The sequence below is a fragment of the Hansschlegelia quercus genome (assembly GCF_004310425.1).
GTDB classification, from domain to species: domain Bacteria; phylum Pseudomonadota; class Alphaproteobacteria; order Rhizobiales; family Methylopilaceae; genus Methylopila; species Methylopila quercus.
On sequence record NZ_SIUB01000005.1, the window covers coordinates 244,283 to 260,369 of the forward strand.

Annotated in this window: 14 protein-coding genes and 1 tRNA gene; 9 read left to right on the top strand and 6 right to left on the bottom strand. The window is 68.4% G+C overall.

What is annotated here, in order from left to right; all coding sequences use genetic code 11:
- The first annotated feature begins 60 nt into the window (after window positions 1-60).
- A complete protein-coding gene (locus EYR15_RS12110; protein WP_131003799.1) occupies window positions 61-1,056 on the top strand; it encodes a complex I NDUFA9 subunit family protein in 996 nt (331 codons plus the stop codon).
- 75 nt (window positions 1,057-1,131) lie between these two features.
- On the top strand, window positions 1,132-1,878 hold the full coding sequence (locus tag EYR15_RS12115; protein WP_131003800.1) for a phosphocholine cytidylyltransferase family protein: 747 nt from the start codon (window positions 1,132-1,134) through the stop codon (window positions 1,876-1,878).
- A 1-nt stretch (window position 1,879) separates the two neighbouring features.
- On the opposite strand, the gene EYR15_RS12120 is transcribed toward EYR15_RS12115, so the two are convergent.
- Entirely contained in the window at window positions 1,880-2,509 is a 630-nt protein-coding gene (locus EYR15_RS12120) for a S24 family peptidase (protein ID WP_131003801.1), read from the bottom strand.
- Between the two features lie 219 nt (window positions 2,510-2,728).
- On the opposite strand from EYR15_RS12120, the gene EYR15_RS12125 reads away from it, so the two are divergent.
- A complete protein-coding gene (locus EYR15_RS12125) occupies window positions 2,729-3,076 on the top strand; it encodes a DUF952 domain-containing protein (protein WP_131003802.1) in 348 nt (115 codons plus the stop codon).
- A complete protein-coding gene (locus EYR15_RS12130; protein WP_245498280.1) occupies window positions 3,073-4,170 on the top strand; it encodes a quinone-dependent dihydroorotate dehydrogenase in 1,098 nt (365 codons plus the stop codon). The genes EYR15_RS12125 and EYR15_RS12130 overlap by 4 nt, the downstream gene beginning before the upstream one ends.
- A 4-nt stretch (window positions 4,171-4,174) precedes the next feature.
- Here EYR15_RS12130 and solA read toward each other — a convergent pair whose 3' ends face one another.
- The 4 genes from solA to EYR15_RS12150 form a co-directional block, all read right to left on the bottom strand.
- Window positions 4,175-5,341 carry an N-methyl-L-tryptophan oxidase gene (gene solA / locus EYR15_RS12135; protein ID WP_131003803.1) on the bottom strand — a complete coding sequence of 389 codons (1,167 nt, stop codon included), beginning with the start codon at window positions 5,339-5,341 and terminating at the stop codon, window positions 4,175-4,177.
- Window positions 5,342-5,456: 115 nt separating this feature from the next.
- Complete coding sequence (locus tag EYR15_RS12140; RefSeq protein ID WP_131003804.1) at window positions 5,457-5,741, bottom strand: DUF6460 domain-containing protein; 285 nt, start codon at window positions 5,739-5,741, stop codon at window positions 5,457-5,459.
- Window positions 5,742-5,751: 10 nt separating this feature from the next.
- Window positions 5,752-7,407 carry a lysine--tRNA ligase gene (locus EYR15_RS12145; protein WP_131003805.1) on the bottom strand — a complete coding sequence of 552 codons (1,656 nt, stop codon included), beginning with the start codon at window positions 7,405-7,407 and terminating at the stop codon, window positions 5,752-5,754.
- Between the two features lie 73 nt (window positions 7,408-7,480).
- Window positions 7,481-8,338, bottom strand: a complete 858-nt coding sequence (locus EYR15_RS12150) for a transporter substrate-binding domain-containing protein (protein WP_131003806.1) — start codon at window positions 8,336-8,338, stop codon at window positions 7,481-7,483.
- Between the two features lie 76 nt (window positions 8,339-8,414).
- On the opposite strand from EYR15_RS12150, the gene EYR15_RS12155 reads away from it, so the two are divergent.
- A complete protein-coding gene (locus EYR15_RS12155; RefSeq protein ID WP_165455490.1) occupies window positions 8,415-10,334 on the top strand; it encodes a glycosyltransferase in 1,920 nt (639 codons plus the stop codon).
- Here the strand turns inward: EYR15_RS12155 and EYR15_RS12160 are convergent.
- Window positions 10,325-10,915: an SCO family protein gene (locus EYR15_RS12160; RefSeq protein WP_131003808.1), complete on the bottom strand. Its 591-nt coding sequence runs from the start codon at window positions 10,913-10,915 to the stop codon at window positions 10,325-10,327. The genes EYR15_RS12155 and EYR15_RS12160 overlap by 10 nt on opposite strands.
- Before the next feature lie 173 nt (window positions 10,916-11,088).
- Here EYR15_RS12160 and EYR15_RS12165 point away from each other — a divergent pair.
- The 4 genes from EYR15_RS12165 to EYR15_RS12180 all read left to right on the top strand — a co-directional run bounded on the left by EYR15_RS12165 (window position 11,089) and on the right by EYR15_RS12180 (window position 16,046).
- Window positions 11,089-11,162: transfer RNA gene (locus EYR15_RS12165), tRNA-Gly, on the top strand.
- 290 nt (window positions 11,163-11,452) lie between these two features.
- Window positions 11,453-13,066, top strand: coding sequence for a GMC family oxidoreductase (locus tag EYR15_RS12170; RefSeq protein WP_131003809.1), 1,614 nt, complete (start codon window positions 11,453-11,455; stop codon window positions 13,064-13,066).
- On the top strand, window positions 13,063-14,538 hold the full coding sequence (locus EYR15_RS12175) for an aldehyde dehydrogenase family protein (RefSeq protein ID WP_131003810.1): 1,476 nt from the start codon (window positions 13,063-13,065) through the stop codon (window positions 14,536-14,538). Before EYR15_RS12170 ends, EYR15_RS12175 begins: the two co-directional genes overlap by 4 nt.
- Before the next feature lie 101 nt (window positions 14,539-14,639).
- Complete coding sequence (locus EYR15_RS12180) at window positions 14,640-16,046, top strand: purine-cytosine permease family protein (RefSeq protein WP_131003811.1); 1,407 nt, start codon at window positions 14,640-14,642, stop codon at window positions 16,044-16,046.
- Window positions 16,047-16,087 lie beyond the last annotated feature (41 nt).

The window sequence follows — 16,087 nt, forward strand, 5'->3', positions numbered from 1 at the left end:
GCGTCCATCCGCCTTACGTCTGGCGCTGAAGTCTTCAAGCGCATCAATGGAGCGCACGGCATGGCGGTCGCCACGGGAACGCGTCCGGTCGGAAACAGGCTCGTCACGGTGTTCGGCGGCTCCGGCTTCATCGGCCGGCATGTCGTGCGAGCGCTCGCACGCGACGGCTGGCGCGTGCGGATCGCGGTGCGCAACCCGTCGCTTGCCGGCCATCTCCAGCCGCTCGGCGGCGTCGGCCAGATCGTCGCGACGCAGGCCAATCTGCGATTTCCGGAATCCGTCATGCAAGCCGCGACGGGCTCCGACGCCGTCGTGAACCTCGTCGGCATCCTCGCCGAAAGCGGCAAGCAGCGCTTTGACGCGCTTCAGGCCGAAGGGCCCCGACTGGTTGCGGAGGCAGCTAGAGCGGCGGGCGCGCAAACCTTCGTGCAGATGTCGGCGATCGGCGCGGACCGCGCGAGCAAAGGCCGCTACGGGCAGAGCAAGGCCGCCGGCGAAGAGGGCGTGCTGTCTGTCTATCCGGACGCGATCATCCTGCGGCCATCGGTCGTGTTCGGCCCCGAGGATTCCTTCTTCAACCGCTTCGCCGCCATGGCGCGGATCTCGCCCGTGCTGCCGCTGATCGGAGGCGGTCAGACCAAGTTCCAGCCGGTCTTCGTCGGCGACGTGGCGCAGGTCGTCGCCAAGGCGCTTTCGGGCGGATTGGCGGGCGGCCCCGCTGCTTACGAGCTCGGCGGGCCGGAGGTCATGACCTTCGAGGAGATCCTGCGCTACATCCTGAAGGTGACCGGCCGCAGGCGTCCGCTCGTCTCCCTGCCCTTCTCCGCCGCGCGCCTCCAGGCGCGGGCGCTGCAGCTGCTGCCGAACGCGCCGCTCACCGTCGACCAGGTCGCGATGCTCGAGACCGACAACGTCGTGTCGCGCGAGGCGTCCGTCGCCGGCCGCACGCTCGAAGGGCTGGGGGTCACGCCCACGCCGGTCGACTCCGTCGCGCCGACCTATCTCGTGCGCTTCCGCAAGTCGGGCCAGTTCGAGAAGATCGCCCATCAGGCCTGACGCGTCGCTGTTTGCCTTCCCCCCTGCGAAGGCGGTATCGCAGACGCCGCTGCGACGAACAGGGCCTGACCAGACGTGAAAGCCATCATCCTGAGCGCTGGCCAAGGCCGGCGCTTGCTGCCGCTCACCGCTGAAAACCCGAAGTGCCTTGTCCAGTTCTCGGGCCGCTCGCTGCTCGAATGGCAGGTGCGGTCGCTGAGCGCCGCGGGGGTCGACGACATCACCGTCGTCACCGGCTTCGAGGCCGCCAAGGTCGAGGCGGTGATCGAGGCGATCGACACGCCCGGCGTCGCGGTGCGCGCGACCCACAATCCGTTCTTCGAGCTCGCCGACAATCTCGCGAGCTGCTGGATCGCGCGTCATGAGATGCGCTCGTCCTTTCTGATCCTCAACGGCGACACGCTGATCGAGCCGGAGATCGCCCGCCGCGTGCTGGCCGATCCGCCGGTCGCGCCGATCACCGTCACGATCGACCGCAAGGACGAATACGACACCGACGACATGAAGGTGCGCACGCAGGGCGACCGCCTGCTCGCGATCGGCAAGACGCTGCCGAACGACCTCGTCACCGGCGAGTCGATCGGCTTCCTGCGCTTCACGGACGAGGGCGGCCGCGCCTTCGTCGGCGAGATCGAGCGGCTGATGCGATCGGAAGAGGGCCTCAAGCGCTGGTATCTCTCGGCGATCGACGGCATCGCCCGCTACCAGAGCAATGTCGGCGTGCGCTCGATCGAGGGACTCGAATGGAGCGAGCTCGATTTTCCGGCCGATCTCGAGCGCGGGATCGAGATGACGGCGGGCTGGGTCGGCCGGGGCCTCTAGGCTACTGGCTCGCCCAGACGATCCGCGCGATCCAGTCGATCTCCTTCGCCGCGAAGGTGCGGTCGGCGTGCTCGCGGTTGAGCGAGCGGAGTTCGACCTGCTTCGCCGTCTGGCGCGCGAGCTCCTTCGCCATGACCTCGCCGTCCGTCGTCTTGACGATCACGCGGTCGCCGCGTCGGACCGCCGCTCCCGGCTGGACCAGCACCACATCGCCGTCGCGGAAGACGGGGGCCATCGAGTCGCCGGAGATCTCCAGCGCGTACATCTGGCCGTCGGCCTGCGGAAAGCCGATCTCGTCCCAGCCCTGGCCGATCGGAAACCCGGCATCGTCGAAGAAGCCGCCTGCGCCGGCCTGCGCGAGGCCGAGCAGCGGCACGTTGCGCGATGGGGCGCGTGACGAACCCTCCGTTAGCAGGCCCATGAAATTGTCGAGATTGGTCGCGGTCGCGTCGAGCGCCTTGGCGATCGACTCCGTCGAGGGCCAACGAGGGCGCCCGTCCACGGCGATCCGCTTGGAGCGGTTGAAGGTCGTGGGATCAAGCCCCGACTTCTTCGCAAGACCGGACGCCGACAAGCCGTTCTTCGCAGCCAGCGCGTCGATCGCCGCCCAGATCTGACCATGGCCGAGCATAGGTCTCCGCCCTTTGTCCTCGCCGCGCTGTTTATGAGCGCGGTCGCTTTTTAGGAATTAGTACCTTTGAACGGGCTTGTCCACTGCAAGCGCTTCCTCCGACTCTTGCCGGCTGCGGCGCCCGGTTCTACTGGTCAGGCCGCAATGCCTGAAACGCCGTCCGGGCGGCTGAGTTCCTGAGCCGGACCAGATGAGCCGAGGCCGAAGCTGACCGCGCCGATCCCCTCCGAAACGATCTACAAGATCACGCCCGAAGCGCCCTGGCGCGAGGCGGAGGCGGCGGGCGTGTTCGCCGGAGCGCCGGTCGATCTCGCGGACGGATACATCCACTTCTCGACCGCCTCCCAGGCGCGCGAGACCGCAGCGAAACACTTCGCGGGCCAAGATGACCTGCTGCTCGTCGCAATCGACGCGGCAGCGCTGGGGACCGCTCTGAAGTGGGAGCCGTCGCGCGGCGGCGCGCTGTTCCCGCATCTTTACGGCCCGCTGCCGCTCTCCGCAGTCCGCTCGGTCTCGCCTTTGCCGCTCGCCCCCGATGGCGCGCATGTGTTTCCGGAGATGGCGTGACCCTCATCTCCGCCCTCTGGCCGCTGATCCGCCCGGCCGTCCATCTGCTGGACGCCGAGCGCGCCCATGAGAAGACGCTGTCGGTCCTCGCCCGTCTGCCTTTCCGAGCGCCGCCGGCTTTCGATCCGCGCCTGAGGGTGCGGGCCTTCGGGCTCGATTTCCCGAACCCGATCGGCCTCGCCGCGGGCTTCGACAAGGACGCCGTCGCCCCCGACGCAATGCTCGGCTTCGGGTTCGGCTTCGTCGAGATCGGCTCCGTCACGCCCCGTCGGCAGTCCGGCAATCCGAAGCCTCGCCTGTTTCGCCTGGCCGCGGACCGCGCGGTGGTGAACCGGCTGGGCTTCAACAATGAGGGCGCCGCGGCGGCCCTCGAACGCCTGAAGACCCGGCGCGGACGGCGGGGGCTCGTCGGCGTCAATGTCGGCGCGAACAAGGATTCCGCGGACCGCGCTGCGGACTACGTGACGGGCGTGAAGACCTTCGCGCAGGACGCGGCTTTCTTCACCGTCAACGTCTCCTCGCCCAACACGCCGGGCCTGCGCGACCTGCAGGCGCGCGCGGCTCTCGACGATCTCGTCGCGCGCGTGATCGCGGCCCGCGACGAGACCGCAGCACGGGGACCGCGCCGGCCGATCCTGCTCAAGATCGCACCCGACCTCGATCTCGCCGGGATCGAAGACGTGGTGTCGGTGGCGCGCGCGCGGGGGCTCGACGGCCTCGTGGTCTCGAACACCACCCTCGCCCGACCGGCGTCTCTTCGCGCCCCCCAGGCGACCGAGACTGGCGGCCTCTCCGGCGCGCCGCTTCTCAGGCGCGCGAACTGGGCGCTGGCCGAGGCCTATCTGCGGATGGAGGGCGCCATGCCGCTCGTCGGCGTCGGGGGAGTCGGTTCGGGCGCCGACGCGCTGTCGAAAATCCGCGCCGGCGCAACGCTGATCGAGCTCTACACCGCGCTGGTCTATGAAGGCCCGGGCCTCGCCGCCCGCATCGCGCGCGAACTCACGGCCGCTCTCGACCGAGAGGGCGCAAAATCGCTCGAAGACTTTGTCGGCCGCGACGCCGCGGCTGTCGCGGCGGCCGGGCCCGAGGTCTGAAGCCTCAGCCGAGCCGGGCGAGCGAGAAGGGCGAGAAGTCGATCGGGCTTGCGCCCGTCGTCACCCGCGCCGCGACCGCGTGACCGATGCCGGCGGAATGCTTGAAGCCGTGGCCTGAGCAGGCCGAGACCACGAGGATCCGGTCGGCGGCCGGATGGTCGTCGATGATGAACGCGAAGTCCGGCGTCACCGTGTAGACGCAGGCCGCCGCCTTCACCGCGCGCGGCGAGACGCCCGCGAGACGCCCCTCCACATGCGTCCGGAACATCGCCGCCGATTCCTCAGGCCGAACCGTCCGTTCGACGGAATCCGCAGTGGTCTCCGCCTCATACTGCTCGGTCGCCACCTTGACGCGGCTGTCGCCGGGCAAGGGCGGGAAGCCGTAGAGATAGTCTGTGTCGCCGGTCCCATGCATCCACACAAAAACGGGCGACCGCTCGGAGAACGCTGCGTCAGGCTCCATCTCGAACCAGTGCAGGACCTGGCGCTTGACCGACAGCAGCCGGTCGAACGGGCTCCCGAGCAGCGGCCCGATCCATGCGCCGGCCGAGACGATGGCGCGCGACGCCCGCACGATCCCCGACGAGGTGACGACCTCCACGCCATCGCCGATTTGGGTGATGGAGGTGACGGTCTCGCCTGTCCTCATCGTCGCGCCGTGCCGCTGCGCGATGGTCAGCGCCGCGGCGATGCAGCGCTCCGGCCGCACATAGCCGCCGCCGGGCTCGAAGCATCCGACAGTGTCGTCGTCGACCAGGAATTGCGGGAAGCGCCGGCGGATTTCGTCGGCCGCCAGCATCTCGTGCGGGATTGAGAACGCCTTTGCGGTGGCTGCGGTGGCGCGGACGAAATCCGGTTTGCCGTGATGCGAATTCGCGCCCTTCCCCATGATCAGCGCGCCACATTCGACGAGCAGGCTTTCGCCGGTCTCTTCCTCCAGCGCGCGCCATATCTCATGCGACTTCATCACGAAGGGCGCGAGCGCCGCGCCCTCGCCCACCGCCTGCCGGGTGATGCGGGTCTCGCCATGGCTGGAGCCGAGATCGTGCGGCGGCGCGAACCGGTCGATCCCGACCGCCTTCACGCCGCGGCGCGCGAGCTCCGCCAGAGCGGCAGCCCCCATCGCACCCAGCCCGACGACTGCGACGTCGGCGTGAATGGGGTCTGCCATGGATCGCGCTCCGCTCTCGTGAACGGCGCGAAACATTGGCCAGCGCGAACATCCTCGCAACAAGGAAGCTGCGGGATAAGGAAAGCTTATTCAGACAATGCCGCGGGACGGCCGATTACGCCCGCCCGGAGCCCATCCTCAGGATCCGCAGCACGATCCAGATCGGGATGACGATCACCGCTCCAATCAGGAAATAGCGCCCGATCGCGCGCAGGACGTGGGCGCTGTTGTGCAGCACGTCCTCCAGCACCCTGCCCATCCAGCGGAACAGCTCGAAGGCGTTGAGGTCGAGCTGGTCAAGGATCAGCCCGACGATCACGCAGAGCAGCAGAAGGCGGAGCAGCACGCCGAGCGGCGAGCCGCCGAAGAAGCGGGAGACGCCCGAAGAGCCGGTAGCCATTTTCGTCTCCTCAGGCCGCCTGGGCCAGTTCGCCGGCGAGCGCGCGCTGGATCAAGGCGCGCGTCTCCGGCACGCCGTAGAGCGCGACGAAGGAGCCGAAGCGCGGGCCCTTTTCCTGGCCGATCAGCGTGCGATAGAGCGCGGAGAACCAGTCCTGGCTGACGCCGGGCCGTTCCGGCGTCGCGCCCTTGGCGGCAAAGTCCTGGTAGCGTGGCACGGCGCGGGCGACGTCGTAGAGCGCGTTCTGCACGGCCTCGGCCGGCGCGTCCGCCGGCAGCGCGCCGAGCGCCGCGTCGAGGCGTTCGAGCGCGGCGCGCTCAACCTCGTCGGGCGCAGCGAAGCGCTTGGTCGGCTTCACGTGATCCTCGTAATAGCGCAGCGCGTAGCCGACGAGTTCGTCGAGCTTCGGGTGCGTCTCGGGCGTCACGCCGGCTGCGTAGCGGCCGATGAAGCCCCACAGCACCGCCCGGTTTTCCGCGTTCGAGGCCGAGACGAGGTTGAGCAGCAGCGCGAACGTCACCGGCATGTCAATGACCGGAGGTTCGCCGGAATGGATGTGCCAGACCGGATTGCCCAGCTTCTGCTTGCCCTCCTGCCGGCCGAAGCCGCCGAGGAACTGGAAATACTCGTCGACCGCGCGCGGGATGACGTCGAAGTGCAGCTTCTTCGCCTCGCGCGGCTTGTGATACATGTAGAGCGACAGGCTCTCGGGACTGGCATAGGCGAGCCACTCATCGATCGTCAGGCCGTTGCCCTTCGACTTCGAGATCTTCTGGCCCTTCTCGTCGAGGAACAGCTCGTAGTTGAAGCCTTCCGGGGCGACGCCGCCGAGCGCGCGACAGATCTCGCCGGCGAGCTTGACGCTGTCGATCAGGTCCTTGCCGGCCATCTCGTAATCGACCTCGAGCGCCGTCCAGCGCATCGCCCAGTCCGGCTTCCACTGCAGCTTGGCCTCGCCGCCCGTCACCTTGGTTTCGAAGCGCTCAGCCGTCTCCGGGTCGCGCCAGACGATCGAGTGGTTCGCGACGTTCCGCTCCTCGATCGGCACCTGCATGACGATGCGGGTCTTGGGGTGGATCGGCAGGAAGGGCGAGTAGGTCGAGGCCCGCTCCGCGCGCAGCGACGGCAGCATGATCTCCATGACCGCGTCGAAGCGCTCGAGCATGCGCACCAGCACCTCGTCAAACCGGCCTTCGCGGTAATAGTCGGTGGAGGAAGCGAACTCGTAGTCGAAGCCGAAGCGGTCGAGAAAAGCGCGCAGCCGCGCATTGTTCGCCCGCCCGAAGGAGCCTTCTGGGCTGCCGAACGGATCCGGCACCTCCGTCAGCGGCTTGCCGAGGTTGGCCGCCAGCAGCGCTTGGTTCGGCACGTTGTCCGGCACCTTCCGAAGGCCGTCCATGTCATCGGAGAAGCACAACAGCCGCGTCGGGACCTTGTCCTCGGTCAGCGTGCGGAAGGCGTGGCGCACCATGGTCGTGCGCGCGACCTCCCCGAACGTGCCGATATGCGGCAGGCCCGACGGGCCATAGCCGGTCTCGAACAGCACCGGACCATCCTTCGGCCGCTTCTTCAGCCGCTCGACGAGTTTGCGCGCCTCTTCGAACGGCCAGGCGTTCGAAGTGCGGGCGATCTCGGCCAAGGCGGAGTCGAAGGCGAAGTCGGTCATGTCGATGCGTAGTCCGGTCAGATCGGGCGAGTGTTTAAGAACGCGCGGGAAAATGCGTCAACGTCAGGGCCTCTCACCAGATCCCGATCGGGAAATGCTTGAGGTAGATCTCGGCGAACGCGCCGCTTTCGTCGAGCCGCTGCAGCGCATAATCGATCGCCTGCCTCAGCTTCTCGTCGCCGGGCTTCAGCAGCGCGCCGACGCCCTCGCCGAAATAGCGCGCGTCGACGTAAGGCCCGCCGACGAAGCGGCAGCACCCGGACGACGCCGTGCCGTTCAGCCAGAAGGCGAGCGAGACCGCATCGCCGAACACGAAATCGGCCTGTCCGTCCTTCACGGCGGCGCGCGCCTCGTCGGCTTTCTCGAAGGCCTTGAGCTCCACGGCCGGGAAGAACGCCTTGAGGTAAGCCTCATGCGCAGATCCTGCGACCACCGCGACGCGCTTGCCCTTGAGCGCCGGGGCCGAGACCTCGCCCGGCGTCTCGTTGCGCGCGACGAAGCGCGCCGGCGTCTGGTGCACGCGCTCCGTCATCAGGAAGCGCGTGCGCAAGGCGGGCGTCGGACGGACCATGGCGAGGATCACGTCGGCTTGCCGCTTGTCGATCGTGTCGAGCAGCGCGTCCCAGCGCCAGGCCTGCAGCGTGCAGGCGAGGCCGAGCTCCGTACAGACCGCGCGCGCGAGGTCGACGGCGAAGCCCGCGGGCTGCCCGTCCGCGTCGATGTAGTGGAACGGCGGATAGTCGTCGCCGGTCGCCCATTTGACGATGCGCCCGGCCGGCAGATCCGGCCGCTCGATGCGCGCGCCGGGGTCCGAGAAGCGAGGGATCGGCACGCTTTCGGCCGCTCGCGCGCCGCTTGCTCCGAACAGAGCCAGCGCGCCGGCGACCAAGATCGCGACGAGAGGTTGAAAATGACTCGACTCTGCGCCCATCGCGTTCTTAACTTTTCGTTAGGGAATGAACGCGTGCGGGCGGGGAGCCCGCACCTTTCCGGGGGCGGAAAGCATGATGGCGGCGATCGACGCTGTCTTGAACGGCGAAGCCGGCATAGCGCCGGCGCGCTCTGCTTTCTACGATCGCCGGTCTATCGCCCCCTCGCCTGCAACGCCATGGCTCCCGTTCGACCTCGCTCTGCTCGCGCAGAATGGCGTCCCGCCGGGACCGCTGCTCGCGGCCATGCGCCGCGCTGAACTCACCGGCTGCGAGCCGCTCGACGCGCTGATCGCCTCCGGCGCTATCGCAGAGGACTCGATCATAGAGGCGCTCGCGCATGGTCTTGGGGCCCGCGTCGCCGATGGGAGCGACCACGACGGTCCGCCGATCGACGCCGAAATGTGCGGGCAGGCTTTGCGATCCGGCCATGTCCTGCTGTTCGACACGGCAGGCCGCTTGACCCTCCACGTCGCTGCGCGGGGCCGTCATATGGCGCAGCTCGCGCTTGACGCGCGCGGACGCCGGATGACGATCGCCGTGTCCTCGCCGCGCGCCTTCGCCGATCTCGTGATCGCACGCGCGGGACACGCGCTCGCCGCCCATGCCAGCGAGGGGCCGTCGCTGGTCGATCCCTCGCTCTCGGTGCGCGACGGACTGCCGGCGGTCGACGCCCGGCTGCGCTTTGTCGTCGCCGGACTGACCTTCGCAGCCTTCGCCGCGACCTTTGCGCTCGATATCGCGGGCGGCATGGTTCTCGGCATGACGAGCCTGCTGTTCGCGACGCTCAACCTGTTCCGCCTCTACGTGGCCTGCACGCCGCCGTCTCCCGAGCGCCCAATGCGGCGCGACGACGACCGCACGCTGCCTGTCTACACCGTGCTGGTCCCGCTCGCGAGGGAGGCGGCGGTCGTTCCCGGCCTGATGGCCGCGCTCGAGCGGCTCGACTATCCGCCGGAAAAGCTCGACATCAAGATCCTCGTCGAGGCCGGCGACGCTGAAACCCTGTTCGCGCTGGAGCGGCGGCCGCCGCGCGCCGGTGTCGAGGTTCTGATGCTGCCGCCGGGCGGGCCGCGCACCAAGCCGCGGGCGCTGAACGCAGGCCTCATCGCCGCCCGCGGACGGTATCTCGCGGTGTTCGACGCCGAGGATCAGCCCGAGCCCGGCCAGCTCCGCGAAGCGATCCAGGCCTTCGCCACCGGCCCCACGGATCTCGCCTGCGTGCAGGCTCGGCTCGCAATCGACAATATCGGGGATGGCTGGCTCGCGCGCCAATTCGCCATTGAATACGCCGCGCTGTTCGACGTGGTGGTGCCGGCGCTCGCTCGGCTCGGGCTCCCGATCGCGCTCGGCGGCACCTCGAACCACTTTGACGTCAAAGTCCTGCGCAAGGTCGGCGGCTGGGACGCCGGCAACGTGACGGAGGACGCCGATCTCGGCCTGCGTCTCGCGCGCTTCGGCTATCGGACGGGCGCGATCGCCTCGACGACCTTCGAGGAATCGACCACGCGACTGAAGCCCTGGATCAGACAGCGCACCCGCTGGATGAAGGGGTTTATGGTCACCACGCTGGTGCACGCGCTCAACCCGCGCGGGCTGGGACGGCTCGGCGCCCTCAACCTGGCGGCGGCCGGCGCGCTGGTCGGCGGGGTGGCGCTCACCGCGCTCGCTTATCCCGCGGTGCTCGCGCTTTTCGTATGGCGCGCGATCGACGGTTCGCTGCTTGCGCCCGCCGAGTCGCTTGCTGGCATGACCTTCGCCGGACTCTGCGGGGCGAGCCTCGTGATCGGCTATTCGACCGCGCTCGCCTGCGCGTGGATGGGGCTGGAGCGTCGCGGGCTCGGGCGGCTGACCGGCGATCTGGCGCTGATGCCCGCCTACTGGCTGCTGGTCGGGATCGCCGCGTGGCGCGCGCTCTGGCAGATCGCGAAGGGCGAGACCAGCCAGTGGGAGAAGACCGCCCACGGCGTCTCGCGCCGCAGGACGCCTCACCCGTAACGGCGGATCTCGGCGGCTATCTCTTCCGGCGATCGCTTCATGTTGAGCGGCGCGACGAAAGCGCCGTTGCGGTCCATGAGATAGACGACCGCGGTGTGGTCCATCGTGTAGTCGCCGCCTTCGAGCGGGACCTTCTTCCGGAACACGCGATAGGCCTTGACGATGGCGTCGACCTGCTCGGGCGAGCCGGTGAAGCCGCGGATCAGCGGCGAGAAGCTGGAGAGGTAGCCCTTCATCACCTCGGGCGTGTCGCGTTCGGGATCGACGGTGACGAACACCCCGCCGACCTTCTGCGCATCCGCGCCCATGGCGTTGAACGCCTGCGTCAGCTCGAACAGCGCCGTCGGGCAGACGTCCGGGCAATGGGTGAAGCCGAAGAACACGACATGCGGCTTGCCCTTGAGATCCTGCTCGGTCACGGCCTTGCCGTCCTGGTCGACCATCTTGAACGGCCCGCCGATGGTCGAGGCCTGCGTCGCGAGCTCGCCGCCGCCGCGCAGCATGAAAGCGGCGCCGACGAGCGCGACCGCGCCGATCACGAAGGCGACGGCGCCGGCGATGAAGGCCGTGCGGGAGGACATCGGGCGATAACTCCACTCGGAAATTGGCGGGCACGGGGCGAACCCGGCTTTTGCGCATGCTCTACTCGCAACCGCCTAGCCCGTCGACAGTCCGCCGGTCACGAGCCCGCGCAGTAACGCCGGCGCCGCGCTTGTCCCGCGCCCGCCGCCCCCTTATGATCGCGCCGCGCTCCGCGGGCGTAGTTCAATGGTAGAACGGCAGCTTCCCAAGCTGCATACGAGGGTTCGATTCCCTTCGCCCGCTCCAGGCTCCTGGCGGTTCACGCCAGGTCGCTCGATCCGCCATTCTGCGAAATCAGCGCCCCCGAACCGGCCTCGCGCCGGGATCCCCGACAAGAGAGCCGGCGCACCAGCTTCGCCAGAGTCGCGTCATAAAGCGGCGTAACGGCCCTCTGGCTGCCTGCACAATCGGCGCCTCTGTTCCCTCGCGCAGCCTAGCGCCCCACCGCGGCTAGGCGCGCGGCGCGTTGGCATGAAACGTGAAACGGAGAATGCGAAGCATACTGCCTATTTCGATGCGGACGTCTGAAGAAACGAATGAGCGTCACCGAAAGCCCTCGGGAAGACTACGATGTCATCGTCTGCGGCGGCGGCTCGGCCGGGTGCGTCGTGGCGGGCCGACTGGCGGCCGACCCGGATCTTCGCGTGCTGCTTCTCGAGGCGGGCGGGACGGGCGACACGCCCGAGGTGCGCGATCCGACGATCTGGATGCGCAACATCGGCTCCGAGCGCGACTGGGGCTTCGCTTCCGAACCATGCCCCGGCCTCAATGGACGACGTGCGCCGTTGCCAATGGGGCGCGTGCTGGGCGGCGGATCGGCGGTTAACGGCCTTGTCTGGGCGCGCGGCCACAGGGCGGATTTCGACCTTTGGGAGGCGGAAACCGGCGACGCGGGCTGGGGCTACGAGGCGGCGGTCGAGATCTACAAGCGTATGGAAGACTGGGATGGCCCGGACTCGTCCCTGCGCGGCCGCGGCGGGCCGATGCGCATCACCCGGCCGAAGGACCCGATCCCCGTTACGCATGGGCTGCTCGCGGCGAGCGCGGCGCTTGGGATCCCCGAGGTCGCCGATCACAACGCCGAGGCCATGGAGGGCGACGGCTGCTGCGCGATCGCGAACGTCAATGTGGATAGCGACGGCGTCCGCGTCTCGACCGCGAGCGCCTATCTCCGACCGAAGCTTGGCCGGCCGAACCTGACCGTGCTGACCGGCGCAATGACGCGCCGCGTTGTAATCGAGAACGGCCGCGCCGCGGCTGTCGAGTTCGAGCTCGACGGCGCCGTCCGCACCGTCCGCGCGCGCCACGAGATCGTGCTGTCGCTCGGCGCGATCAACACGCCGAAGACCCTGATGCTGTCGGGGATCGGCGACGCCGCGACGCTGGGCGAGCTCGGGCTGCCGGTCGTCCAGCACCTGCCGGGGGTCGGGCAGAACTTCCAGGACCACATCCTCGTCGCGGGCTGCGTATTCAAATATCGCGAGCCCGCCGCCCCGCGGAACAACTCCGCCGAGTTCACGATCTTCTGCAAGTCGGAAGCCGCGCTCCCCTGTCCGGACCTCCAGCCGATCCTGGAGGAATGCGCGTTCGGCTCCGAGATCACGCGGCCGGCCTATGGCCTGCCGGTCGATCCCTCAACCTGCTTTACGCTGGCGCCCGGGCTGATCCGCCCGAAGAGCCGCGGCCATGTCGCGCTCACCGGCGCGCGGCCGGAGGACCCTGTGCGGATCCACGCGAACTTTCTGAGCGAGGAAGCCGACGTCCGCGCCCTGCTCCGCTGCATCGAGATCTGCCGCGAGATCGGCAATTCGGAGGCGCTTCGGCCGTTCGTGAAGCGCGAACTGATGCCCGGCCCGCTGTCCGCGGCGGACATGCTGACCTTCCTGCGCAACGCCGCCGGCACCTACTTCCACCAGACCTGCACGGCGAAGATGGGCCGCGACGCGATGTCCGTCGTCGACGGCGCGCTCAAGGTCTACGGGGTCGAGGGCCTGAGGGTCGCGGACGGTTCGGTCATGCCGGCGGTCGCCGGCGGCAACACTATGGCGCCTTGCGTCCTGATCGGCGAACGCGCGGCCGATCTCATCGCGCGCGACCTCGCATCCACGACCGATTTCGCATCATGGCGACGCCAAGGAGCCGCAGCATGAATCCCGCCTCCTATGACGAGCTCGACGGCGTCCGCACCTACAAGCTGTTCATCGGCGGCGAATGGGTCCGCTCGTCCCGCAACATCATCGCCGAGAGCTTCAATCCGGCGGACGGCGCGCTCTTCGCGCGCACCCAGCAGGCGGGCCGCGACGAAGTCGTCCGCGCAATCGACGCCGCGCACAAGGCGTTCGGCGCCTGGGGCTCTTCGCTCGCGGCCGAGCGCGAAAAAATCCTGCTCAAGACGGCGGAGGTGATCGAGCGTCGCACGCCCGAAATCCGCGACATGCTGATCGACGAGTGCGGCTCGGTCTTCAACAAGGCGCTTTGGGAGATCGGTTACGTCACCGACTGTCTCGTGAGCGCAGCCGGCGACGTGCGCCACGTGATGGGCGAGACCATGCCGGTGACGCAGCCCGGCCAGATTTCGATGTCGGTGCGCCGGCCGCTTGGCGTGGTCGCCGGCATCGCGCCGTTCAACTCGCCCTTTCTGCTGTCGATGAAGAAGATCGCCTTCGCGCTCGCGGCCGGAAACACCTTCGTGCTGAAGCCCTCGGAGGAGACGCCGATCTCCGGCGCGCTGATCGCCGACATCTTCGAGGAGGCGGGGCTTCCGGCCGGCGTGCTGAACGTCATCCCCGGCGTTCCGGCCGAGGTCGGCGAACTCATCATGGCCGATCCGAGGGTGAAGCTCGTCACCTTTACGGGCTCGACCCGCACCGGCCGCAAGCTCGCGATCGAGGCGGCCAAGCACCTCAAGAAGTTCACGCTGGAGATGGGCGGCAAGAGCCCGCTGATCGTGCTGAAGGACGCCGATCTCGACTACGCCGTGGACGCGGCGGCCTTCGGCGTCTTCCTCCACCAGGGCCAAGTCTGTATGGCCAACTCGAAGATCGTCGTCGAGGCGCCGATCTTCGACGCCTTTAAGGAGCGGTTCGTCGCCAAGGCGAAGACCATCCCCGTCGGCCATCCGCGCGAGGCGACGAGCGTGATCGGCCCGCTCATCCGCGACAGCCAGGTCACCTTCATCGACGCGCAGCTCGACGACGCCAAAGACAAGGGCGCGACGATCGAGCTCGGCGGCGAGCACGAGGGCCGCTACTTCCAGCCGACGGTCCTGACCGGCGTGACGCCCGAGATGCGCATCTATCACGAGGAGAGCTTCGGCCCGGTGGTCTCGCTGATCCGGGTCGAGGATTCCGAAGAGGCGCTCGCGATCGCGAACGACACGGAATACGGGCTCTCGGCCGCCGTGATCACCAACGACCTGCAGAAGGCGATGGACCTCTCGATGCGGCTCGAGTCCGGCATGGTGCACGTCAACGACTGCACCATCACCGACGAGCCGCACGTGCCCTTCGGCGGCGTGAAGAACAGCGGCTTCGGCCGGGAGGGCGGCCGCTCCTCCTGGGAGGAGCTGACCGAGCAGAAGTGGATCACCATCCAGCTCGGCAAGCGCGAATTTCCCTTCTGAACGAAGGCGACGAGGTCCGCCGCCGCCGGCGAGCGGCGGAAGACGAAAACGGGTGAGCGGGACGCGGCAAGCGCGTCCGCCAAGATGGCGGGGGAGCCACGATGTCGAAGACCGAACTAAGGCTGGACGAGCACGCGATCGAGCCAATTCCGGACGCGGACCGGGACTCCACCGGGCCGCAGCAGATGTGGATATGGGCGGGCGCCAATATCGCGCCCATCAACTGGGCGCTCGGCGCGCTCGGCATCATTCTGAAGCTCGGCATCTGGGACACGATCGCGGTGATCGTGCTCGGCAACCTCGTCGGTTGCGCGCTTTTCGCCTCGTTCACCGTCATGGGGCACAGGACCGGCGTGAACCAGATGGTGCTCAGCCGCGCCGCCTTTGGCCGGCGCGGCGCCTATCTGCCGGCGGCGCTGGTCTTCATTATGACGCTCGGCTGGATCGGGGTGAACACCTACTTCCCCGTGAAGATCTCGATGGGCATCCTCAGCCAGTTCGGCGTCCCCGATACGGCCGTCCCGAACCTGATCGTCATCACGATCATCATGGCGCTGCAGATCGGCATCGGCACGTACGGCTTCTATGCGATCCGGACGTTCGAGAAGTACACCGTGCCGGCGACCGTCGCGATCATGCTGATGATCAGCGTCGCGGCCTGGACGCAGCCGGGCGTGGTGAACTGGAACCTCACGAGCTCGCTGGCGCCCGCCGAACATTTCGCCATGCTGACCCTGCTCACCGCGGCGATCGGGATCGGCTGGGGCATCTCCTGGGTGACCTGGGCCTCGGACTACTCGCGCTTCGTGCGGAAGAGCGAGTCGGCGACCTCAGTGTTCTGGCACAGCTTCTTCGGCATGTACGTTCCGGTGGTCTGGCTCGGCGTGCTCGGCGCCACGATCGCGAGCGTCACCAACGACGCCGACCCCGCCAAGATGGTGAGCGCGGTGTTCGGAGGACCGATGGCGGTGCTCGTGCTCGCGCTCGTCCTGCACGGGCCGATCGCGACCAACATCCTGAACGTCTATTCCGCGACGCTCGCGCTGCTCAGCATGGGCATCAAGATCCCGCGCATCGTGCTTGCCCTGTTCGTCGGCGCCGCGGGCTATCTCGTGACGTTCTACTTCGTCTTCGCGCCGAACTTCGCGCAGGCCTTCGACCACTGGATGATCGGCCTCATCATGTGGCTGAGCCCCTTCGCCGGTGTCGCGCTCGCCGACTTCTACATCAAGCGGAAGGGTCAGGTGGACGTGGCGGAGCTCTACCGCTCGCCGGAGACCAGCGCCTATGGCGACATCAACTGGCCCGGGATCATCGCCTTCCTGGTCGGGCTGTTCGCGGGATGGCTGTTCCAGAACGGGCTGGTGCCCGTGTTCCAGGGGCCGATCGCGACCAAGCTGCTTGGCGGCGCCGACCTGAGCTGGCTCGCCGGCACCCTGGTCGCGGGCGCCGTCTACCTGGCGCTCAGCCGCAAGACCGCCACGGCAAGGGTCGCGGTCGCCCGCTGACGCCCACGTTCCGACGGAGCCGCCCGCTTGCGAGGCGGCTC